Here is a 20,830-nt window from a genome sequence, read left to right as displayed (position 1 = left end):
AGGGTGCGAGACCGAGTCTCGATTGCACAGAGTCAAAGGTCCCGACCGTCACGAGATCTGAATCACCCAGATCTCGTGAGGCGGTGGGTGTGAGCTGAATGTGATTGCACCGGTGGCTGTTCGATCCGCTCAGTCGACGGGAGCGAGTTCGACGGAGACGTAGACACCCTTGCCTTTTCGGTGTGCGAGTGCCTCGCCGGGGCGATCGATACCGTCCAGTTGGAGAACGATCGGACCTTGTTCCGGGTAGAAATTGCGCCACCAACTCTTCTTGTCCGGCATGGCAACGCCGATCGTCACATGGTCGCCTTTTCGTTTGTAGGACACGGGCGCGCTGAAGGTGCGACCGGACTTGCGTCCGACGTAGGTGATGACGGTCATGGAACGGCCCAGTAGTTTGCCTACGGTCGGAGCGCCGATCAGTGGTTGGACCACTACGTTCACGGCGGCGGATACACGTTGGAAAGTGTTCACGAGAAGCCCTTTCACGACGAATGCTGCACGAATTCGAATCCTGCACGGAAATGGTGCGTGCAGTAGTTCTATCCTGCTCGACCGGGATTGTCGCGTGGGCAGAAATTGGTACAAACCGGTGTGCCGAAGCGAGTAGCGTGGGGTACGTCGAGGGTCATTCGAATATGCGCGGTCAAGCCATGTCGTCCTCGACGCCAACCCGGTCTGTGGTCGAACGGCCGAGAACTGGAGCGCCTGTATGGCGTCGAACCCGTCCGATGTGTCGAATGCACGAGGGCAATCCGAGTCGACTGACGAGGATCAGAAAACACCGTCGATCTGCCCGGCGTGTCAGCACAGTATGGAATCCCACGATCCGCTCGGGGTTCGCTTCTGCGCAGTGACTGCCGACCGCGGTCTCGATCGAAAGTGCATCTGCGCTGCCGATCGTGAGGAAATTCAGCACTACTCGCGATACTGATCCGCCTGGGCATCACGTCAATTCATACGCCAAGATTCGACTGTCACCTCGACGACACTGCCCGCGCCACTGAACGCGCCGCGGGTGAACCGCACTGAGTGACAGATTCACCCTCGTTGCGACCGCTTGCTGCGCAGAAGCATCAGTGCGGTAAGGGTGAGGCCCCATCCGATTGTGGACAGTGCGACGCCCACGCCTGCCTGTCCGGTGACATCGGCACTGGCGTCGATGCTGAATGCGGTGGTGAATCCTGCAGCAGTGCCGGCAGCGGCCGTCATACCGCCGGCCTTCATCCATCGCGAGCAATGGGCGGAACCGAAACACGCCAGAATCACTGTCAGTCCACAGGCGACGACCTGCCAGGTGGGGAACTGTGTCGGGGCAGGCAGGCCGGGGCCGCGGAATCCGCCTTTGTAGTCGGCTGACCAGCTGAGCCAGCCCACGCAAGACAGAAAGCCCAGTGCAAAGGCCAACAGGCCGGTGCTCCACAGTCCGAGTGAGCCCGATCCCGTGTGCCCGCCGCCGAGGGCGGTCGTGGAGTGCTCCAGGCCAGTTCGTTCCGAACGCCAGATTGTCCAGATGATGCTCGCGCCGATAGTTGCGGGCACGCCGACGAAGATGAATGCAATCCAGAGAAACTGCGGCCAGGAGAACTCGAGATCGACAGTCATGGTCGGAGTATGCGCGTACTTCGAATCATGTGCGCCCATCTGTCAATCTGGCGAGTTGCGGGTCAACCTTCCTCGACCTTCTCCACATGTGTACTTGTAGGGTCCAGGTCGATATTCCGTGTGTTGATCAGTCGAAGCCTGGGAACCGGATCGCCCGTGGTGTCGTCGATCAAGATCGAGTGTGGCTCACCGTCATCGAAGGCGTGGCGCTCTCCCCACTGTCGCAGGCTAATGATCACGATGAACAGATCCATACCGCGTTCGGTCAGGATGTACTCGTTGCGGGTACCTTGCGCGTTCGGTTGGACTTCGAAGATTCCCTGCTCGACAAGGACTTTGAGCCTGTCCGTGAGAATGTTCTTTGCGATGCCCAGGTTTCGTTGAAACTGACTGAATCTCGATGACCCGTCGAAGGCGTCACGCACGATCAGCAGCGACCATCTGTCGCCGATGATGTCGGCCGCTCGGGCCGTCGGGCAGTGCGGGTCTGTCCATTGTGCGCGATCCGGCATCGAGTTCCTCATTGGTTGCGTTTTGAAACTGTATTGACGTAACCTCCAAATGGTATCAAAACGCAACCAAGTTGAGGTGGAAGTGCCTGTACGTCATGCTGTCGAGAACTCGCGGGGCAAGTTGAAAATGTCTCGCGGACTTCGCCTGTTGCTCGCAGTGCTCTGCGGGGTCTCGGTAGCCAACATCTACTACGCACAGCCGCTCCTCGGGCAAATAGGCTCGGATCTTTCCATTCCTCCGGCCGGCCTCGGTTTCGTAGTCGCACTCGCCCAACTCGGTTATGTGGTGGGGTTGATCGTGTTGGTGCCATTGAGCGATCTCGTGAATCGAAAGAAATTGATCGCAATCCAGATCGTCGCTGCTGCAACGGGAACGATGCTTGTTGCTCTGGCCACCACGAATCTGCAGCTGTTGATCGGGATGGCGGTCGCAGGCACGTTCTCGGTAGTTGTTCAAGTCATAGTTGCCTATGCTGCGGCAATCAGTGACCCGGACGAGCGGGGCGCAAACATCGGTGTCATCACCAGCGGCGTTGTCGTCGGCATCATCCTCGCTCGGACTGTCGCCGGCGCAGTTGCGGATCTGGCAGGCTGGCGGGCGGTCTACGCGGGATCCACTTTCATTTCGGTACTGGTCGCGGCCGTCGCGCTGACGATGCTGCCGAAAGATCCTCGTTTGCAACACGATAGGCGTTCGTACGTGCGTGCAATGGGGTCTGTCGTGACGTTGACGCTTACGAACCGACTGTTTCGCACCCGGGCCCTGATCGCCTTGTTCCTTTTCGCGTCCTTTGGTGCTTTGTGGAGCGGAATGGCCCTGCCGTTGAGTGAGGAACCATGGCGGTTGTCGACCACACAGATCGGGCTCTTCGGAATCGCAGGATTGGTTGGAGCATTGGGCGCGGTCGGTGCCGGTCGGTGGGCCGATCAAGGCAAAGCGCAACGCGTCACCGGGGCGTCTTTGGTCGTTCTCTTGCTGTCGTGGGTATTCAACGCGCAGGCGACGCACTCGCTGGTGTTACTCGTAGTCGGTGTTGTTGCGTTGGACTTCGCCGTACAGGCTGTTCATGTCACGAGCCAGAATCTGATCGTCGCGAACACACCGGAATCGTCGGGGCAGATCATCGGTAGTTACATGGTGTTCTATTCGTTGGGCAGCGCGGCTGGGGCGGTTTCCACCACTATGGTTTTCGACGCGGCAGGGTGGGGCGCTGCAAGTATTCTCGGCGGCGCCTACGCGTTTGCAGCCTTGATCGCATGGACGATCGATCGATTGCGGACCCGCAACACTCTAGGGAGTTGGGAGCCACGTCCTGGCCGCGACGACCAAGGCGTTCACACCGATGGTCAGGGTCGGCTCGATCACGGGAGCGTAGTGCGGAGAGTGGTTCGACGGCACGGTTCGCAAGGCCGGATCAGTCATGTCACCTGTCGTGAACAGTGAAGGGTCGGTACCGCCCAACAGCCAGTACGACAGTGGCGCACCGGCACTGGTCGCGAGAATGCCGACATCTTCACTACCTGCTCCCGCACCGGGATCGAGAATCTTGTTCGTCCCCAACCATTCGGCAAACGCATCGAGTGTCTTGTCCAGCGCTGCCGGATCATTGACGACGATCGGAAAGTGCTCCGTCTCTGTGATGGTCGGTGAGGTGGGTGCACCGGCGGTGGCCGCTTCGCCCCGGACGATGCGGTCGACGCTGTCCAGGATGCGCTGACGCACACCTGCGTCGTAGCTGCGGATGTTGAGTTGCAGTTCTGCTTCGCCGGGAATGACGTTGGCGGCATCTCCAGCATGGATGGAGCCGACGGTGAGGACAGCTGTGGCAGTACTCGGGACCTCGCGTGAGATGACAGTTTGCAAACGCAACACGGTTTCGGCTGCCATGACCACGGGATCGACCGAGTTCTCCGGCATAGATCCGTGGGCGCCCTTTCCGACCAGTCTCACACGAAGTGAGTCCGATCCCGCATACGAGGGGCCGGCGTGCCCGGCGATCGTGCCTGCCGGTAGCGGCGATACATGTTGTCCGAGAACGATGTCGGGCCTCGGGAATCGCTCGAACAGTCCGTCGTCGACCATGGCTTGCGCACCCGCGCCAAGTTCCTCAGCCGGTTGGAAGACGAGGACAAGAGTGCCAGACCAGGTCGTCGTATCCTGAGAGAGGATCCGGGCCGCACCGAGTAAGCAGGTCGTATGCAGGTCATGGCCGCACGCGTGGCTGACCGAGACGGTCTTCCCCTGATCGTCGGTCGTTGTCACGGTACTGGCGTAGTCCAATCCGGTTTCTTCCCGAACCGGGAGGGCGTCCATATCCGCACGCAGCAGCGCTGTGGGGCCCGCTCCGTTCTTCAGGACTCCGACGACTCCGGTAGTCCCGACACCGGTGGTGGTGTCGAATCCAAGTGCTGTTAAATGTCTTTCCACCAGACTGGATGTTCGTTGCTCGTGAAACCCCAGTTCCGGATGGCTGTGGAGGTCCTTGTACAGGTCGATCAAATCCAGATCCACGGCGATCGTTTCGTGCACTGACGAGGTCATGAGTGTCCTCTCGGTAGCGTCTTTTCAGGCTAACCGGGATGACGGGTCGGTAAACAGGACCTTAGGTCCCACGGTGCCGGTGATGCGGAGTCTGGTGCTACGGCACGTAGAACGATGTGACACCTGGGGTGATGATGGATCCGGCCACGGACAGCACGGCAACAGCGACTTGACCGGTCCCGGTCTGCACGATCGCCTCTGCTGGGACTCCGTTGAGACCGTCCGAGAGCCGAGCGGAGCCGGAGGCCCCGGTCGAAAGGTTCAGCCAGCGCACTTCGGACGAGAGCAGGCATCCCCACCGGCCTTCCTTGCCTCCGGTGATCGTCACCGTGCCGGGTTGTTCACCGACGACAGCTACGCAGCGGACGGCCGGCGCGTCGAAGCTGCCGTTCGGGTTGCCGTACGGCGCAGGGTTGATCTGGAATGGAATGGTCACCGCGGCGGATGCGAGCGCTACCGACGTCAGAGTAGAAGCGATCACGACGGATGTGCAGACGCTCAGTCGGCGAACGAGATTCATCACGGAGGCCTCCAGCCATGTCCAGGTGATTTGCTTGTCTTCCCCGACGTAACGTTTTGGTCGTAGCTTCCCTTCTTGCATCGCCGCATTGAAGACGACAGCCTCACCATATCCGGTTGCACAGGAGAATTCAGGTACTCGTCGCTATTCGCTACATGTGGCGGCCTCAGATGCCGTCCGTCGAACCGCCTCTGCCGTCGTCGAAGCACGTACTACGGCAACCGGTGTTCCGGCTGCGGGATCGAAACTCCAGTCCTGCCGATAGGACTGGAGTAGATCTGGATCTGTGATCATCGCACCTGGCGACAATCGCTGGGCGAGCGTGTTCAAAGCGTCGACATTGACCATGATCTGGTTTCAGCCTTCCGCTCCGCGATGTGAAACTCATTGTGTCCAAGGCATGTCCGTGGACCTGAGAGTTGAAAGTCAGTATCTCGAGTGCGGTTGAGATCCACCGAATGGCGTACGTCATATGTTGCTGAGGTCGGTCAGTACCTGATCGAAGGCGCCGGTACGTCCAGGTGTCACTACCTTCTGAAACAGTGTCAGGACACATTCGTCAAGGGCGTCCGTTGCCGTGAGGGTTCTTCTGGCGACGGTGCTTCTAGCGGACCATCGGCCACGTTCCATGTGTGCCAATGCGATTCCGTTACGCCGGGCTGTTGCCTTTCGGCCCGATGAATGAACGAAGAGGTATGTTCTGCCCGCGATATCGACTTCGCACAGCTTGTTCTTGCGGCGCATGGCCTTGGGCTTCTGGTCGATCAGGGTCCCGATCGTTCCGTCGGACAATCGAAGTGATGCAGGTCGGCCTTTGCGGAATGTGAGCCTGGATCGATCCTGCTCGGCTGTTGACGATTTCCTCTTCCGCCCGCTGGCAACGCTCTCCGATCCGTCGTCGGATGCGGGAATCAGTTCGCCTTGAACGTTCCCCGACGGATCGAATATCGATACGGCCGAACCACCTTCGGCGAGGTTGACGAACCAGCCGGTCTCTGTAGGGGTGTTCCATTTCATGTAGATGATTATTCTTCATCAGTGCCGAGGAACATCAGCCGACAGCCCGAGACGAGGATCGCGGTCAGGATTCGACAGTCACCTCGATCACGCCATCGTCGCCGTTGAAGCGAACTGCCGGCCAGTACCCGTCCATGAAATGCAAACCGCACGAGTCTGTCAGACGTTGACAATCGCTTCGACGGCCAGACGGTGAAGAGCCTGGTGCTGCTCGAAGACGTGGCGTAGGCGGGGAAGCATGCCGCGTGCAAGGGTGCCGAGCGTTTCGTCGACGATGCCGAAGCTGGGATTTGTCCTCACGTGAGCAGCGTAGACATCGAAGAAGGCAAGCCGCGATTCTGCTGGGGCGGGCACAACGCCCGAACCGTGGCAGGAGCCGTTCTTCGCCAATCCACTCGCAATGTCCCGCTGACTGGGCATCCGGAACCTTCTGCGCCGCGACTGCCTTAGCGTTCTACGTCGATAACCACGTGAAGGGATTTGTTCAATGGCGAAGAATCAGGCACCCCCCGCGACACAAGCCAAGGACATCGTTGTCGATCTACTGGTGATCGGGTCCGGTACCGGCATGGCTGCCGCCCTCACCGCGAACGAGCTCGGCTTGTCCACGCTGATCGTGGAGAAGACGCAGTACGTTGGCGGTTCGACGGCGCGGTCCGGTGGAGCTTTCTGGATGCCTGCCAACCCGATCTTGGCGAAAGCCGGTGCGGGCGACACCGTTGAGCGCGCGAAGACATACGTGCGTTCGGTGGTCGGTGATACTGCCCCTGCCCAACGTGGGGAGGCATTCGTCGACAACGGTGCCGCCACCGTCGACATGCTTTACCGCACGACGCCCATGAAGTTCTTCTGGGCCAAGGAATACTCCGATTACCACCCCGAACTGCCGGGAGGTAGCGCCGCCGGACGTACCTGCGAGTGCCTGCCGTTCGACGCGTCGGTACTCGGCGCGGAACGCGGTCGCCTGCGGCCCGGTTTGATGGAAGCCGGACTGCCGATGCCGGTGACAGGTGCGGACTACAAGTGGATGAACCTGATGGTGAAGAAGCCGAGCAAGGCTTTCCCTCGCATCATCCGCCGCCTGGCGCAGGGCGTTTACGGCAAGTACGTACTCAAGCGTGAATACATCGCAGGCGGTCAGGCGCTCGCCGCCGGCCTGTTCGCAGGTGTGGTCCAGGCCGGTATCCCGGTGTGGACGGAAACGTCGTTGGTTCGACTCATCACCGAAGATGGCCGCGTAACGGGTGCAGTTGTGGTGCAAGACGGACGTGAAGTGACGGTGACCGCTCGGCGTGGTGTCGTTCTGGCAGCCGGCGGGTTCGACCACAACATGGAGTGGCGCCACAAGTACCAGTCGGAGAGCCTCGGTGAGCACGAGAGCCTGGGCGCAGAGGGCAACACCGGCGAAGCGATCGAGGCAGCACAAGAGCTCGGCGCAGGTATCGGATCGATGGATCAGTCGTGGTGGTTCCCCGCGGTGGCAAGCATCAAGGGCCGCCCGCCGATGGTGATGCTCGCAGAGCGTGCGCTGCCAGGCTCGTTCATCGTCGACCAGACCGGTCGTCGATTCGTGAACGAGGCGACGGACTACATGTCGTTCGGCCAGCGCGTGCTCGAACGGGAAAAGGCCGGAGATCCGGCCGAGTCGATGTGGTTTGTTTTCGACCAGGAGTACCGCAACAGCTACGTGTTCGCAGGCGGTATCTTCCCTCGTCAGCCGCTTCCGCAGGCATTCTTCGACTCCGGCATCGCGCACAAGGCGAGCAGTCCGGTCGAACTTGCCCGCAAGGTCGGTCTTCCCGAGGAGGCTTTTGCCGAGTCCTTCGAGAAGTTCAACGAGGCCGCTGCTGCCGGTAGCGATGCGGAATTTGGTCGCGGCGGAAGTGCATACGATCGGTACTACGGCGACCCGACAGTGTCCCCGAACCCGAACCTGAGGAAGCTCGACACGAGTGCCCTCTACGCAGTGAAGATGACGCTCAGCGACCTCGGCACCTGCGGCGGTGTGCAGGCAGACGAGCATGCACGCGTGCTTCGTGAGGACGGCAGCGTGATCGACGGCCTGTACGCGATCGGCAATACTGCGGCCAACGCATTCGGTCACACCTACCCGGGCGCCGGTGCAACGATCGGCCAGGGGCTGGTTTACGGATACATTGCCGCTCACCACGCAGCCGAGAAAGTAGCTTCGACTCAGCAGTAGATCCACTAGGCAACAGATCGCCGAACGGGAGATCAGCACGCGTTTCCGATGCCGGGAACGTGCACTGGTCTCCCGTTCGGCTTGTAGGAGCAATGCCGCCTGTATGTCCCATCTCGGTAACGCTGACGCGCCGGGTGACCAAGACGCGGTATCGTCTCCAGAAGTGACATGGGGCACTGGCGATTGTGCGACCAGATGCCATCTACCGAAGGCGCGCCTGATATCGACCGGTCGGGTCGAATGCGCAAAAACAGGTATGTACCCAGGTAATTCAACCGTGGTGTGGAGCGTCGTGAAGCGACAGCGTATGAGGTGATTCCTCATCCGCAACGCAAGGATCTCCATGTTCCACCCCCTTTCCGACCATCCGGGTAGACACCCACCCTGTCGATCTTCGAATGAGAAGCCTTCGGTTTGTTCCGGCATTCGTAGTCCTCGATCAACGATCGATTCAGGCACTGCCTCGATGTAGAACCCGTATCTCCTGTGCTGTCACCAGGAGATGCAGACCTGCGGGTCTATGCGCGCGCTCGCGTTCGAGAGCGGTCACCGTACCTCTCTCCATGGCGCGATCCGAACATTTCACTCCAACGGAGTCTTGGTGCGATACACCAAGTAGCTCAGCACGTATTGAGTGCTGTCTGCGGGTAGAGCCTGCACCTGCTCCGAGCACATCAGTCAAGGAAAACATGAGTAAGCACAGAAAACACAAGCCTTCCAGCACAAAACGATTCATCGCCGTAACTGCGGGACTGGGCGCCCTTGTGGGGGCCGGAGCAGTAGCCAATGCAGGTACCGCCGGTGCGCAGGGCTGGTCGGCGAGTTGCAATTGGGAGTGGCCGGTAAGCGGATCACTTTCGCAGGGTTACCACGCGGGACATGACGGAGTCGACTTCGCTGTCAACGTCGGCACCGCGCTCCACGCGCCCACATCGGGCACGATTTCTGTTGCCGGACCCAATGATCCGGGTGGATATGGAACGTACATCCAGTTGGAAGCGGACAGTGGCGAGCAGATTCAGATGGGCCACCTCTCCGAAACATGGGTCGGTGTGGGGCAACACGTTGAGGTAGGCGACGAGATCGGGGCAACGGGTAACACCGGTAGCTCCACCGGCCCACATCTGCATCTCCGCATTCACAGTGGAGGCGCCGTCGATCCCATGTCCTTCCTGAGTTCGATCGGGGCGTGCGATACCGGGTCAAGTATTGTTCCCGCGCCCGCGCCGGCACAGGACGTAGCACCCGAATTTGCACCGGAACCGGCGCCTGCTCCCGTTGTCTACTCTGAGGCATCCGAATCTGTACCGCTAGAAAGCATTCCGGAGTCGGAGGCTCCAGCGCCCGGCTCAGAGGTAGTCGTTGCAGCCGGTGATACATTGTTCGACCTCGCGACAGAACGAGGTCTCACCTGGCAGCAGGTGTGGGACATGAATCCGCAGATCGTCAATCCCGATCAGATCCTTGTGGGCGACGTGATCAACTTGTGAGAGTTGATAATTCGATACTGATCCGGAGATGAGTCAACGGCTCGTACACGACCGGTTTCAGTACCCCAGTTGACTCCGAGTTCCACTTCGTGCGCGTGAGCGCTGCAGCCGGGCCGTGCATTTCACGGTCCGGCTGTTTTGCGCGCTCCGAGAAGTGATTCCTACCGAAGTACTGATGTGTGGTGGTTCGCTTCTAGGGCAGCCACGGCCAATCGCTGGGGATCTTGCCGATACTATTGAGCCCGTGAACCGGTCCGCGATCACCTCCCTACGTCGACGTTGGTCAGATGAGGGCGTCGATAATTTACGGGCGCAGCTGCTCGATCAGTCGCGGATCGTCAAGCCGCCCCACACTCTCGTCTCCCCATGGGCGGAGACCGATGACGGGCTGATCGATGTGCGTGGCCTGACAGCGGGTAGCGCTGGATTGGACATCCGGTATCTCACGTTGGAACGGATTGATCTGAGTTTCGCTCGGGGTCCGATCTCCGTCTTCGAATCCGAATTATTCGACTGCCGTTTCGATTTCGTGGCACTGACCGGACAGCCCCGTTTCAATCGCCGATTCGAACGGTGCAGTTTCCGGGGTGCGACGCTCTCTCGTCTGGCGCTCGGACCGAGGGTCGTCGATTGCGATTTCACTGGAGCCAAAGCACGCGGGCTCCGCTCCGTGCCCAATACTGTGTTCGAACGATGCGCATTCGACGACACAGACCTGACTGGTGCGCAGTTCGCCGATACCTCATTCGTGGAGTGCACTTTCGGCGGCGCACGATTCTCGGCGGCCACGAGTTTTGTGCGGTGTTCCTTCATCCGGACCGCTGTCGAGTTCTCCGAGGCGCAAGTGTCGCGAACAACGTGTGACGGCACCGCGATTCCGGATCAATGGGAAGGTGAGGCCGATTCAGCAGTCGCACTGGAGCGGTATGCCGGTCGATATGCCCGAGCACTTGGCGTGGGGGACACAGAGGGTATGGCCCTCGATCCTGAAATGGATGATTCGTAAAGGGGGCAGATCGATGACTCGCGGGGTCACGTTCAGGACAGTCTTCGGTGGACCGTCGGTGCCGCTTGACTTCATCGAGGAGTTGACTCGGCTCAGACACCGGCTGAGGGGCATCGCGATGCAGTACGACTTCGATCTGTTTGTTGTCGTTGGTGGCGACATCTCCGTGGTGACCGATCCGACCGGGATCCGGCTTCCGCGTGTATTTCTGGGCAGGCGTACCGCTACGGCGCAGGTACAGATGAACACTGACGACGTGATGGGGGTGCCCGACCCGCGTGCATTTCTGTACACGACGATCCATGCGGCACTGACGGAACTGATCACGCGTGTCTCAGACCGCGACAACGACTTCGATGCGGACGGGGAGCGAGCGAAGATCGAGTTCTTGATCCTCGATGACATTGGCGAGCGCGAATCAAAGCTGTGATGGCAAATGACAAATGCTGCGCTCCCGAATTCGTCAGGCTGTTGTCACTCTCTGGCATCAAACACTGCGGTGACCACTTCACAGAAAATCGCCGGGTGCCGGCAATGGACGAACCTCACTATGAGTTCTGCGGTGCGCGGTAGCGGTGACAAGTAGGTAGCGTTCAGCTGCGGCGTAGTCGGTGATCGATGTTCCGTCGGGCCCGGGGGTTTGAGTGATCAGGTCGAGGTATCGGCGGCGATAGAGGTATGCGTCGGGCTGGGTCAACAGGTACTCCGCGGCAGCGACGACGTCCAGGCTCGGTGCGGCTCGTCTGAGCCGGGTGCGCGCCGGCTGGTACGCAGCTCTGGCGTGTTTGGTCGGCCCGGTGGCCGTGTAGTGCCCGTCGCTGTGGTCGTCGTCTCGGGCATTGTCATTCATATCGTCGCCTTGGTGTGAATGAGCTCGACGTTGCCGTTGTAGTAGCCGAGGACACGGTGATCCATCATCCGCCGCCACAGTGGTGGTACGGCAGCGCAGACGATCATCACCGCGTATCCGGCAGGGAGTTGCGGAGCGGTTGGAGCGCTGCGCAGAGATTGGTAGCGCAGACGCGGATTCGCGTGATGGTCACTGTGTCGTTGTAATTGGTACAGGAACAAATTGGACAAGAGATGATCACTGTTCCAACTGTCTTCGGGCCGGGCTTTGACAAAGCTGCCGTCTTGTCTTCGCGCACGGAGCAATCCGTAGTGTTCGAGGTAGTTTGCGGCCTCGAGGAACGTGATCCCGGCCAAGGCTTGCAGGAGCAGCCAGGGCAGTATCTGCCACCCGAATAAGGTGATCAACGTCCCGAACAGTGCGGCGCTCAGCGACCATGCCTGCACGATGTTGTTTCGAGGCGACAGTGCGGGTGAACCCTGCCGGCGCAGGCGTGCTGATTCGATCCGCCAGCCCGATTTCAGACCTCCGAATACGCTGCGGGGCAGGAATATCCAGAACGATTCCCCGAAACGAGCACTGGCGGGATCGCGCGGCGTCGCAACGTTGACGTGGTGACCGTGATTGTGCTCGATGTAGAAGTGCCCGTAGAACGATTGAGCGAGCACAATTTTCGCCAACCGCCGCTCGAGGCGGCTGCTCTTGTGGCCTAGTTCGTGTGCGGCATTGATACCGACGCCCGCAACGACGCCGACGGTCATCGCCAGTGCGATCTTCTCTCCGGTTGCCATCGGGGCGTGCGCCCAACACCATGCGGCGAAGACGAGGCCAGCGTATTGAAGTGGCACGAACAGGTAGGTACACCATCGGTAGTAGCGGTCGTCCTGCAATGCCGCGATCACGTTGTCCGGTGGGCTGCGGCCATCTGCGCCGACTGCGACGTCGACGATCGGGATGACGAGAATCAGGATCCAGGCACCGGTCGCCCAGAACAGGCCGAGGTGCAAATATTCGACCAGCAGCCAGGACAGGAAGGGACTCAGCGGGATCAGCAATCCCAACGGCCACCAGTAACGCTTCCGATCCCGCCATGCAGGAGCGTCGACACCTGCTTCGGCGCTCGCTCGAATGTCGTCGGTGTCTGTCATCGAAACTTCTCGAGCACGGGAAAGTGGAATACGGTCATTGCTCTCCAACGGTTCGTGCGGACTTTCGAAGTGGTGTGCTGCGGCGTCTCAGGCGGTTAGGCCAGGTCTGCGAATGCGATGATGTTGTCGTTGTAACTGCGTGCGGTTTCGTCGAAGGATCCACCGCACGTGATGATCCGGAGTCCGGGGTGGTCGATGTCGCCGTATACGACGTCGGTGGGAAAGTCCTCTTTGGGGAAGTGTTCGACACTGGTAGCGGTGAACACTGCGCGACTTCCGTCTTCGCGGGTGACGATGATGTCGGCTCCTGTTTCGAGATTCCGCAGATCGAAGAAGACCCCGTCGGTGCCTTGCCAGTCGACGTGGCCGGCGATGATTGCCGGTCCGACCTCACCGGGTGCGGGAGCGCCGGTGTACCACCCTGCGTCCTTCCCATCCGGTGGGACCTCGAGTGCTCCATCGGTATCGAGTCCGAGATCGATGATGTCGGTGTCGACGCCGATGGACGGGATTTCGAGGCGCGCGGGGCGGTGTTCAGCAGTTACCGGCGCCCTTTCGGGCAGTGCAGAGTCAGTGGCGCGTGGCGCGGATGTGGTGTCTTGTCGAGGCGACGAGTGTGGTTGTGAATTTCCGCTGTCGGATTGTCCACCGGCGCATCCGACCACCGTTACGAGTACTGAAACAGTAAGGGCGAGAGCCGTGATGGCTCGGCGAGTTCGCGGAGCCATCACGGAGTTTTCGTCTTTCATCTATCGACTTGTCCGACGGATGACGAGGGCCGACATAGCCACGACGCTGAAGAAGCCGACGAGCAGGGCGATCCACCCTCCACTGGACTGTCCGCCGCGTTGGGATTGTGTGCTTCCGTCACCGGTGTCGACCGACCCTCGTGGTACCTGCTGCACCTGAGGGGCTCGAACATTCGGGGATCCCGGGCCTACCGGTTGAGTGGTCGGGGTACCCGTTCGAGAAGCTGACGTCGTCGGCACCCGAGACGGGACGGTTACCGTCCCCGGAACGGTGGGAGGTATTCCCGGCAGTGGTGGGAGACCGGGAATCTCGGGTATGGACGGAATGTTTCGGCTGGTCGTGATGATCGGCGGTACGTCCACAGTGGTTGTAGTCGTGCCGTTCGGCCCTGGTGTGGTGGTCGTCGCTTCCACCGGTGTACCAGTCGTGGTTGTAGTCACCTCCGGCGGGACGACCGTCGTGGTTGTAGTCACCTCCGGCGGGACGACCGTCGTGGTTGTAGTCACCTCCGGCGGGACCACCGTCGTGGTGGTAGTCGTCGCGGTGTCAGGCGGGACTGTAGTCGTCGTAGTGGTCGGAGTCGTGGTCGTGACAGGAGGCGCACAGGTCGGGATCGTAACGGTGTTCGTATCGAGAGTGACCGCGCCATTGATCGCCAACAGTCGACCCTCGACGGTTGCCTCGGTTGTGGCAGTAATGTCTTTCAGCGCCAAGAGGTTTCCTCGGAAGACGGAGTTGGTGCCGAGGGTGGCGGAACTTCCAACCTGCCAGAAAACATTGCACGCCTGCGTTCCGTTGATCAGTGCAACGGTGCTGGACGACGATGTGATCAGCGTTGATCCCGCTTGGAAGACGAAGACTGCATCGGGGTCACCTTGCGCGTCGAGGGTGACGGTTCCCGACAGTGCGATCGACGAACCGGAGTTGTAGACACCCGAAACCAGTGTCCGACCGGTCAAGTCGGCTCCCGTCGGTTGTGTGGGTCCCTGACCGGCAAGAGTGTTGTAGGCAGTCAACACGTCGGGTTTCGCTCCCTGCGATACCGCGTCGCCACCATGATTGGTGCCGGTAATCGTCAGGTCCGATACACCGGTGATGGTTGGAGTCGGATACGTGCCGATATCGCCGCCGAGGGTTGTCGGTCCGGTGTTGGTGATTCCTGCTCCGGCAAGGACTGCAAAGGGCTCAGCGGTGCCGAGTCCGACAGCAGTCGCTTCCGCGCCGGCAGTGCCGGCCGGCAAGACGAGAATGCCGACGGAGAAAACGGAAATCGTTGCAATACCCGAGAATTGAAAGAACCGCGAGCGTCGTGTTGCGGTGGGTGCTGTCATGTTCTGTTCATCTTCGATCCTTTGAAGAAGGGACTCATGCGACGAAAGTGAGTCCGTACGTCCGCGCCGACTCCGGCGCCGGGACGTATCGATGAGCGCCCACGTAAATCCGGACATTCCGGGTATACGTTGTGTGTATACGTTGTATGCATAGGGCGTATCCGAACAGTAAACCAGCCGTACTGTTCTGTCAACGCGTAGGCATACGATGTATGTTTTGTGGATGACCGGACACTCGCCAGATCGCACTAAGGGTTTGATTCCCGCCGCGGACCGCGAGGAGCCCCTCACCAGGGCGCTCGTACTCTCGACGGCGTTGGCGATCATCAACGAGGAAGGTGCCGACGGCCTCTCCATGCGCCGACTGGGCAAAGCGCTCGACAGAAATCCGATGACTCTCTACAGGTACGCGGCCAACAAGGCGGCCCTGCTGGACGGGGTCGTCGAGACCGTGCTCGAACAACTGGTCGTCGACCCGTCCGATCGCGACTGGAGGGGGCAGCTGCACGCAGTTGCGTACGGGTATCGCCGCCTCGCGCTCGCGCACCCCAACGTGGTTCCTTTGCTGGTCACTCGGCCGCTGTCCACCCCGCTCGGATTGCGTCCTCCCGGGACGTTGCGCTACGTCGAAGCGATTCTCGAACTGCTGATACGGGCCGGTTTCACTCCTGAAGACGCATTACACATCTACCGAGCAGTGTTCGGCTTCCTCAACGGGCACATTCTCAACGAGCTTCAGGAAATAGTCGAAAATCCCGAGGAGACGGACGATCTCTTGCGGCTCGGTCTGCATCGGCTTGCGCTTGCCGAGTTTCCGAGACTGCGGTCGATGGCTACGATCATGGCTCACTACGACGGGCAGGACGAACTCGAGCGCGGTCTGGCAATCCTTCTGGAGGGTCTGGCGACGGCATCTCCTCCGACGAGGGTTGAGGGCTGACCACTTTCAGTTTGGGTATCGACATGAGACGACCTCGACGGCCACACAATTCAGGGGACCGACGAGGTCGGTAAGCGTCAGCGCAGTCACTGACGTCTACATTTCAACCGTACGAGTCACGGTTGGCAGGTGGCGGCGAGCTTCGTCCTTGTTGTGTGAGTGTTTCGTCCTGCTTCGCCCATTTCGGGCGGTTCCTGACCTGCTGCAGGTGATGGCTCTTCGGTTCGGCCGGAATGCTTCATCGAGCTGAACGTGTGTAGAGCGCCTGTAAATGTCTTCCGTCCGCCTCGGTGGACGGACGGAAGGCATCAATTCATTTGTGGGTGACCGTATTCGGCGAACACGGTCTGGTTTTGTCAGGGTTGAAATTCTTCGTTGGTGGGGTTCTCGGGCGGGGTGGCCGCGAGGATGCGCTTCCACCAGCCTTGCCGCTGCGGGTCTTCGTTCCAGACGACCGGTTCAGCCAGAGCTGCGGCGGGGGGCATGATTGGCGCGGGCATAGTGGACCTCCTGGATGAAAGGCTCTCGTACAGTCGATTTCGTGCCAAGCCGTTCAGGTCAGGCTTCGATCTGTCCTTGGGTTTTCACCTCGGAGTTTGCGGTGCGGGACGGCGGCCCCGACGAGATTTCGATCCGCCGCGGTTTCGCCTTCTCTGCGATCGGTAAGGTCACGGTCAACACGCCGTTGTCGTATGAGGCGACGATCCGTTCGGAATCGATGTCCTCACTGATGGACAGCTGCCTTCTGTATGTTCCTGTGAAACGCTCACCGGCCAGCCACGTCACTCCCTCTTCGGAAATGGCGCTGCGGTGCGCGGTCAGGGTGAGGGTCGAGCCGTCTACCTGTACGTCCACTGATCCTGGGTCGACGCCGGGAAGATCGGCGTGAAGGACGTAGTGGTCATCGATCTTGTAGAGGTCCATCGGCATGAAGCGTGGACTTCGGCTGCTGCCGGTTCCGGTGGCAAGCAGGGACTTGGTGATCGCGTCGATGTCGGTGAAAGGATCGAAACGAAGCACAGCAACACACCTCCCGTATCGTCTAAGAAAGGTCACCGTCACCTCGACGGCGACCGAACTTACTGTGCGAGAACATGATAACCAGCCAAACTGGCACTCTGCAACCTCGAGTGCCAGATTTTTTCGGTGAACTTCGGTCCGATTTTCGGAAGTATCCGAAATGGCGCGATCAGTTCGCCAGGGATGTCAGAGGGTCCGGCGAAACACCTTGTCTTCGTCGACTGTGACGGCACCGGATGCGATGAGTCGTTCGAGGTGTAGCTGAGCTGTCCGTCGTTCGACGGCGTCGACGTACGGGGCCGATACGTGGGGGCGGTAGACGAGTCGATGAGCGACTATGTCTTCCAAGAGTTTTGGTTCGCCGAGGAATTGGATGAGACGGTCTTCGCGGCTCAGTAATTTGTCGCGGTATGCGGACAACCGGCGACGGAACTCGTCGCTGCCCTCGACCACGCCCTTCTGATGGAATGTTCCGTACCAGCGTGCGTCGATCGTTGCGACGTGGTCGATGGAGTCGAGGAAGTCGTTGACGCTGCTACCCAGGTCGCCGTACATCGGGCCGAAGGAGGTGAGGTCGATGTCGGCGACGTAGAAGAAGCCGTCGGGTTCGACGAGGACCCCGCAGTGTCCGCGGGTGTGCCCTGGCAAATGAATGACTGTCGCAGTGCGGTCGCCGAGGTCGAAGACGTGGCCGCCCGCGATCCCCGACACGTTCTCGTGGGTCGGGGGTATGCCGTATTGCGTAGCGATCGACTGCTGGACCTCGACTCGTTCGTTCGGAGGAAGGCCGTAATTGGTGAGCATCGTGTCGAGGGATGCGACTGCGGGTGCGTCGAGATGGTGCGCATAGGCCGGGGTGTCGAAATGGCGTAGTCCGGCGATGTGGTCCTCGTGCCCGTGGCTGACGAATACGAGGTCTGCGCCGACGGGGTCGCGGTCGAGGGAGAGCGAAGGGTCGATGACGAGCGTGCTTTCAGATCCGTGCACTACCACGGTGTTCCCGTAGGGGACGGCACCACCGTTCTCAGGAACCAGTACCGAGACCTTGCCGAATTCTGCAGGTGTGAACATCTTTCGCCTTCCTCGTGACGATCGTGTCGTGACGACACCGGCTTGCAGGCTCGAATCAGTGGAGATGTTGTCGAGACGTCTCGACAGTATCCGTTGCCCAAGCGGCGAGGTGCATCGGATAGTGGCAGTAGATCCAGTCAGTGTGCAGTGCCGGCTATTTCGTCGAGAGTCCGTTCGACGGCTCGGGCGATCTTGCTTGCAGGTGGGAGATGCTCGGCATCGGCCTGGATTCCGATCCAGAATGTGTCGTTGTAGGACGCTGCGGTGAAGCCGACGCGGACATTGCCCGCCAACGGGCCCAGAGGCCAGAGTTCGACTAGCGCTGCCCCGTCGAGCGTGAGCGGGCCGCGCGGTCCATGGACGTTGGACACGACTGCACCGATCATGTGCTGCCGCTTTGCGAGCTTGTCGAAAACGCCGGCGATACGCGGTGACCGAAAGGTTGTTCCCGCAGCGCGTGCGGAAGGTTTGGCCGCAGCGGTTTGCTTCGCGACGATCGCGACTGTGCGTTGTGGGTCGGTTTCACGAAGTGGAAGGTCGATGATCATGAACCCGACGGCATTGCGTGCGCTACCGATCGCTGTGACTGCGACGGGTACCGATACCGCAATCGACTTGGGGATGGGCTCGCCGCATTCTTGGAGGATGAATCGCAGTCCGCCGCCCACCGCAACGAGATAGGCATCGTTCAAAGTGCCTCCCGCTTGCTGCGCGGCATGCTCGATCAGAGAGGTGCGGACGTTGACGGACGAGATCGATCTCGTGGGACCAAAGGCGCCCAGCAACACCCGTGATCGGATTGGCCGGTGCAGGAAAGTACCGATTCGAAATCGGAGGAGGTCGAGGGAACCGGCGGCCTTCGGAGGGATGTTCGGCACGGGAGCGCCCGGGTCGGTACTTTTCGAATCAGGTGGAGCGAACAAGCGCTCGAAAAGGTCGCTGGCTCTGGCGCCGTCGAGAACCGCATGATGCACTCGGATGACGATGCCGCACAGACCCGGTCGAGCTGCAGGAACAAAGGCGATGTGCCACAACGGTCGGGTGGTGTCGAGGGGTTGCATCACGAGTCGACCACAGACGGATTCGAAGTCGGGTTCTGTAGGCCCGCGTTCGTCAAGCGAGAGATGGAGGTCGAAGTCGATGTCGTTTTCCGTCCACCACCATGACCCGTTCCGTATGATCGGTCGCTGCCGCAGTAACGGCTCCTGCGCGATGTGAGCGGCGAGAGTGCGGTGAAGTCGCACTAGATCAGGTCGACCGTCTCGATCGACGAAGCCACCAGGAGCGAGCAGTCCGGCAATAGTGACCAGGTAGGGCTGGACGTGCACACCGAGCTGGAAGCTCGCAGCGTCGACGGGTGATATCGGCACGTCGGGTGTGGTGTCGACCATCTGCTGAGCCTAATCGAGGCGACACGGTGGACGGCGCTGGTTTCGGCTAGCGGATCACCAAGTCGTGGTCGGTGGCGCTGAGCGTGATCGCGGCAATGGGGTTTCCATGCATCCAGTCCTGCACGAACGCGTCCAGAGCGGGGTTCGATGCCCGATCCGCGTACGCGTCCGACGGGATCTCGATTGCCCCGACGAGGTGGCGCGGATCGGCATCGAGGCCGGATGCGCGGGGAGTCATCCGTAGTCCGTCGGCGGTGTGCAGGACGACCGGAAGAACCGTGCCATCCGGTGCAGTCACGGTCGCGGTCCGCGTGGTGGCGACCGGGTCGAAATGGTCCACGTCCAGTCGGTATCCGGACGGTTGTGCGTGCTGGCCGATCGCGTCGAGCAGACGCGGATCCACCACAGAGTACGGAAACCCGATGTCGATCAGAGTCTGACCGTCGATGGCACCGTCGCGGGCGGGCAGGGTCGTGGACAAGTGCCAGGGGGCAGCGGGGGACAGGGTATCCGTCGACCGGTCTGTCGGCGCGTTTTCGACCAGTGCGCCGAGGAGAGACGCGCCGGTCGGTGTGAACTCCCAGTCGCCGCCGACGAGATCCTTGTGCCAGAAGCCGGATTCGGCGCCGCGGAGACCCTCGACACGCAATTCCCGCCGGTTCGGGCCGGGACCGAGTGAGTGCACACTGATCGCGGATGTAACTTCACCGGGAATTTTGGGCTGGTGCACCCAGTCGGGGGCCGGAAGTTGGATCGCGGCGGTGCTGCGGTCCAGTGTTTCGGCCACGAGGTTGGGTGCCGACGGCTTGTCCGACTGATCTTCCCAGCTGTAGCGGAAGAAGATCGAGTCCGATCCCGAAGAATCGAAATCAAATGTGCGGGTGTACATGTCGCCGTACTTGTTCATCACGAAAGTGGTTGATCCGGCCGCCGACAGCGAGTCCGCCTGGAATCGCCCGCCGAGCGGGCCGCCGATCTCGTAGCTGTCGTCGTTGGGCAGCCACGGGTCCGCGTAGGTTATTCGGCTGCCGTCCCCGGTCAACGTGGGGATCATCGTCATCTTGGCGAGTCCGACGAAGTGAATCCGTCCTGCGACGTCGGTGAAAGTTTGGTTGTCCCAAGGCGACGAGACGCTCAGTGCCCACCCGTTCGGGTGGTCTCCGGGGAGTTGTCGGCCGGGACCGCTCCACAGCGGTGCGCCCCATGCCGAGGTCCAATTCCACACCAGCGGATCCTGGGATGCGTTGTCCATCGTGTAGATCCAGCCGTTGTCGTCGACCGCGACGAGTTCGTCGTCGTCCAGTGATATCCCGACCAGTCGTCCACGCAGGCACTCGGGCATCGGCACGAAACGCCACGGTTGAGCCGTTGATGCGCCTGTCTCTCGCGGCCGAGCGAGTAAGTCGTGGTCGACTAGCGCGAAGTCCCAGAAAC

22 protein-coding genes and 1 pseudogene are annotated in these 20,830 nt (G+C 60.7%); 7 read left to right on the top strand and 16 right to left on the bottom strand.

Translation table 11 applies throughout. The annotated features are described in order from the left end of the window. Positions 1-129: 129 nt before the first annotated feature. A complete protein-coding gene (locus tag G4D79_RS28220) occupies positions 130-474 on the bottom strand; it encodes a nitroreductase/quinone reductase family protein (protein ID WP_214514619.1) in 345 nt (114 codons plus the stop codon). Positions 475-712: 238 nt separating this feature from the next. Here G4D79_RS28220 and G4D79_RS28215 point away from each other — a divergent pair, with 238 nt between their 5' ends. Next, complete coding sequence (locus G4D79_RS28215; RefSeq protein WP_075832430.1) at positions 713-934, top strand: RGCVC family protein; 222 nt, start codon at positions 713-715, stop codon at positions 932-934. A 107-nt stretch (positions 935-1,041) separates the two neighbouring features. On the opposite strand, the gene G4D79_RS28210 is transcribed toward G4D79_RS28215, so the two are convergent. Next, positions 1,042-1,644, bottom strand: a complete 603-nt coding sequence (locus tag G4D79_RS28210) for a hypothetical protein (protein WP_099698820.1) — start codon at positions 1,642-1,644, stop codon at positions 1,042-1,044. Positions 1,645-1,667: 23 nt separating this feature from the next. Next, on the bottom strand, positions 1,668-2,117 hold the full coding sequence (locus G4D79_RS28205) for a helix-turn-helix domain-containing protein (RefSeq protein ID WP_007726458.1): 450 nt from the start codon (positions 2,115-2,117) through the stop codon (positions 1,668-1,670). Positions 2,118-2,166: 49 nt separating this feature from the next. Between G4D79_RS28205 and G4D79_RS28200 the strand changes: the two are divergent. Next, positions 2,167-3,342 (top strand): annotated as a pseudogene (locus G4D79_RS28200) (MFS transporter); the annotation flags it as partial. Positions 3,343-3,408: 66 nt separating this feature from the next. Here G4D79_RS28200 and G4D79_RS28195 read toward each other — a convergent pair. The 4 genes from G4D79_RS28195 to G4D79_RS28180 form a co-directional block, all read right to left on the bottom strand. Further along, a complete protein-coding gene (locus G4D79_RS28195; protein WP_042452366.1) occupies positions 3,409-4,659 on the bottom strand; it encodes an amidohydrolase in 1,251 nt (416 codons plus the stop codon). Between the two features lie 97 nt (positions 4,660-4,756). Next, complete coding sequence (locus G4D79_RS28190; protein WP_047269059.1) at positions 4,757-5,179, bottom strand: hypothetical protein; 423 nt, start codon at positions 5,177-5,179, stop codon at positions 4,757-4,759. Positions 5,180-5,647: 468 nt separating this feature from the next. Beyond that, positions 5,648-6,196 carry a hypothetical protein gene (locus G4D79_RS28185; RefSeq protein ID WP_064074889.1) on the bottom strand — a complete coding sequence of 183 codons (549 nt, stop codon included), beginning with the start codon at positions 6,194-6,196 and terminating at the stop codon, positions 5,648-5,650. Positions 6,197-6,355: 159 nt separating this feature from the next. Beyond that, positions 6,356-6,496 (bottom strand): hypothetical protein, encoded by a 141-nt coding sequence (locus G4D79_RS28180; RefSeq protein ID WP_156423194.1) that lies wholly within the window; start codon positions 6,494-6,496, stop codon positions 6,356-6,358. A 187-nt stretch (positions 6,497-6,683) separates the two neighbouring features. Between G4D79_RS28180 and G4D79_RS28175 the strand changes: the two genes are divergently transcribed. The 4 genes from G4D79_RS28175 (at position 6,684) to G4D79_RS28160 (ending at position 11,325) form a co-directional block, all read left to right on the top strand. Next, on the top strand, positions 6,684-8,399 hold the full coding sequence (locus G4D79_RS28175) for a 3-ketosteroid-delta-1-dehydrogenase (protein ID WP_003943733.1): 1,716 nt from the start codon (positions 6,684-6,686) through the stop codon (positions 8,397-8,399). 689 nt (positions 8,400-9,088) lie between these two features. Continuing rightward, positions 9,089-9,889, top strand: a complete 801-nt coding sequence (locus G4D79_RS28170) for a peptidoglycan DD-metalloendopeptidase family protein (protein WP_235868014.1) — start codon at positions 9,089-9,091, stop codon at positions 9,887-9,889. A 244-nt stretch (positions 9,890-10,133) separates the two neighbouring features. Continuing rightward, positions 10,134-10,895 (top strand): pentapeptide repeat-containing protein, encoded by a 762-nt coding sequence (locus tag G4D79_RS28165; protein ID WP_099698822.1) that lies wholly within the window; start codon positions 10,134-10,136, stop codon positions 10,893-10,895. Between the two features lie 13 nt (positions 10,896-10,908). Continuing rightward, positions 10,909-11,325 carry a hypothetical protein gene (locus G4D79_RS28160; protein ID WP_042452357.1) on the top strand — a complete coding sequence of 139 codons (417 nt, stop codon included), beginning with the start codon at positions 10,909-10,911 and terminating at the stop codon, positions 11,323-11,325. Positions 11,326-11,403: 78 nt separating this feature from the next. Here G4D79_RS28160 and G4D79_RS28155 read toward each other — a convergent pair whose 3' ends face one another. From G4D79_RS28155 to G4D79_RS28140, 4 genes are all read right to left on the bottom strand, one after another. Further along, a complete protein-coding gene (locus G4D79_RS28155) occupies positions 11,404-11,745 on the bottom strand; it encodes a hypothetical protein (RefSeq protein ID WP_003943650.1) in 342 nt (113 codons plus the stop codon). Continuing rightward, a complete protein-coding gene (locus G4D79_RS28150) occupies positions 11,742-12,893 on the bottom strand; it encodes an alkane 1-monooxygenase (protein WP_007726486.1) in 1,152 nt (383 codons plus the stop codon). Before G4D79_RS28150 ends, G4D79_RS28155 begins: the two co-directional genes overlap by 4 nt. 95 nt (positions 12,894-12,988) lie before the next feature. Beyond that, entirely contained in the window at positions 12,989-13,642 is a 654-nt protein-coding gene (locus tag G4D79_RS28145) for a class F sortase (RefSeq protein ID WP_003943710.1), read from the bottom strand. Next, positions 13,643-14,974, bottom strand: a complete 1,332-nt coding sequence (locus tag G4D79_RS28140; RefSeq protein WP_099698823.1) for an ice-binding family protein — start codon at positions 14,972-14,974, stop codon at positions 13,643-13,645. Positions 14,975-15,197: 223 nt separating this feature from the next. Here G4D79_RS28140 and G4D79_RS28135 point away from each other — a divergent pair, with 223 nt between their 5' ends. Beyond that, on the top strand, positions 15,198-15,914 hold the full coding sequence (locus G4D79_RS28135; protein ID WP_099698824.1) for a TetR/AcrR family transcriptional regulator C-terminal domain-containing protein: 717 nt from the start codon (positions 15,198-15,200) through the stop codon (positions 15,912-15,914). 356 nt (positions 15,915-16,270) lie between these two features. Here G4D79_RS28135 and G4D79_RS28130 read toward each other — a convergent pair whose 3' ends face one another. From G4D79_RS28130 to G4D79_RS28110, 5 genes are all read right to left on the bottom strand, one after another. Then, the gene (locus tag G4D79_RS28130) at positions 16,271-16,414 is read right to left on the bottom strand and encodes a hypothetical protein (protein ID WP_168422070.1); all 144 of its coding nucleotides are present in this window, start codon (positions 16,412-16,414) and stop codon (positions 16,271-16,273) included. Positions 16,415-16,472: 58 nt separating this feature from the next. Continuing rightward, on the bottom strand, positions 16,473-16,934 hold the full coding sequence (locus tag G4D79_RS28125; RefSeq protein WP_007726499.1) for an Hsp20/alpha crystallin family protein: 462 nt from the start codon (positions 16,932-16,934) through the stop codon (positions 16,473-16,475). A 186-nt stretch (positions 16,935-17,120) separates the two neighbouring features. Further along, positions 17,121-18,005 (bottom strand): MBL fold metallo-hydrolase, encoded by an 885-nt coding sequence (locus G4D79_RS28120; protein ID WP_042452347.1) that lies wholly within the window; start codon positions 18,003-18,005, stop codon positions 17,121-17,123. A gap of 137 nt (positions 18,006-18,142) precedes the next feature. Continuing rightward, the gene (locus tag G4D79_RS28115; RefSeq protein WP_099698825.1) at positions 18,143-19,396 is read right to left on the bottom strand and encodes a wax ester/triacylglycerol synthase domain-containing protein; all 1,254 of its coding nucleotides are present in this window, start codon (positions 19,394-19,396) and stop codon (positions 18,143-18,145) included. A 46-nt stretch (positions 19,397-19,442) separates the two neighbouring features. Beyond that, the gene (locus G4D79_RS28110; RefSeq protein WP_180279698.1) at positions 19,443-20,738 is read right to left on the bottom strand and encodes a hypothetical protein; all 1,296 of its coding nucleotides are present in this window, start codon (positions 20,736-20,738) and stop codon (positions 19,443-19,445) included. Positions 20,739-20,830: the final 92 nt, after the last annotated feature.

It is taken from the genome of Rhodococcus sp. WY5, from assembly GCF_018588185.1.
GTDB classification, from domain to species: Bacteria; Actinomycetota; Actinomycetes; order Mycobacteriales; family Mycobacteriaceae; genus Rhodococcus_F; species Rhodococcus_F qingshengii.
The sequence above is the reverse complement of the archived record's forward strand: the minus strand, read 5'-3'. Positions and strand labels throughout refer to the sequence as shown.

Bases quoted from the DNA above. Each gene is read 5' to 3' on its own strand.
- G4D79_RS28190 (WP_047269059.1), bottom strand. From the start codon at position 5,179: ATGAATCTCGTTCGCCGACTGAGCGTCTGCACATCCGTCGTGATCGCT.
- G4D79_RS28135 (WP_099698824.1), top strand. From the start codon at position 15,198: ATGACCGGACACTCGCCAGATCGCACTAAGGGTTTGATTCCCGCCGCG.
- G4D79_RS28215 (WP_075832430.1), top strand. From the start codon at position 713: ATGGCGTCGAACCCGTCCGATGTGTCGAATGCACGAGGGCAATCCGAG.
- G4D79_RS28170 (WP_235868014.1), top strand. From the start codon at position 9,089: ATGAGTAAGCACAGAAAACACAAGCCTTCCAGCACAAAACGATTCATC.
- G4D79_RS28145 (WP_003943710.1), bottom strand. From the start codon at position 13,642: ATGAAAGACGAAAACTCCGTGATGGCTCCGCGAACTCGCCGAGCCATC.
- G4D79_RS28120 (WP_042452347.1), bottom strand. From the start codon at position 18,005: ATGTTCACACCTGCAGAATTCGGCAAGGTCTCGGTACTGGTTCCTGAG.
- G4D79_RS28150 (WP_007726486.1), bottom strand. From the start codon at position 12,893: ATGACAGACACCGACGACATTCGAGCGAGCGCCGAAGCAGGTGTCGAC.
- G4D79_RS28110 (WP_180279698.1), bottom strand. From the start codon at position 20,738: ATGCCCGAGTGCCTGCGTGGACGACTGGTCGGGATATCACTGGACGAC.
- G4D79_RS28130 (WP_168422070.1), bottom strand. From the start codon at position 16,414: ATGCCCGCGCCAATCATGCCCCCCGCCGCAGCTCTGGCTGAACCGGTC.
- G4D79_RS28195 (WP_042452366.1), bottom strand. From the start codon at position 4,659: ATGACCTCGTCAGTGCACGAAACGATCGCCGTGGATCTGGATTTGATC.
- G4D79_RS28140 (WP_099698823.1), bottom strand. From the start codon at position 14,974: ATGACAGCACCCACCGCAACACGACGCTCGCGGTTCTTTCAATTCTCG.
- G4D79_RS28175 (WP_003943733.1), top strand. From the start codon at position 6,684: ATGGCGAAGAATCAGGCACCCCCCGCGACACAAGCCAAGGACATCGTT.
- G4D79_RS28155 (WP_003943650.1), bottom strand. From the start codon at position 11,745: ATGAATGACAATGCCCGAGACGACGACCACAGCGACGGGCACTACACG.
- G4D79_RS28115 (WP_099698825.1), bottom strand. From the start codon at position 19,396: ATGGTCGACACCACACCCGACGTGCCGATATCACCCGTCGACGCTGCG.
- G4D79_RS28205 (WP_007726458.1), bottom strand. From the start codon at position 2,117: ATGCCGGATCGCGCACAATGGACAGACCCGCACTGCCCGACGGCCCGA.
- G4D79_RS28185 (WP_064074889.1), bottom strand. From the start codon at position 6,196: ATGAAATGGAACACCCCTACAGAGACCGGCTGGTTCGTCAACCTCGCC.
- G4D79_RS28210 (WP_099698820.1), bottom strand. From the start codon at position 1,644: ATGGGCGCACATGATTCGAAGTACGCGCATACTCCGACCATGACTGTC.
- G4D79_RS28160 (WP_042452357.1), top strand. From the start codon at position 10,909: ATGACTCGCGGGGTCACGTTCAGGACAGTCTTCGGTGGACCGTCGGTG.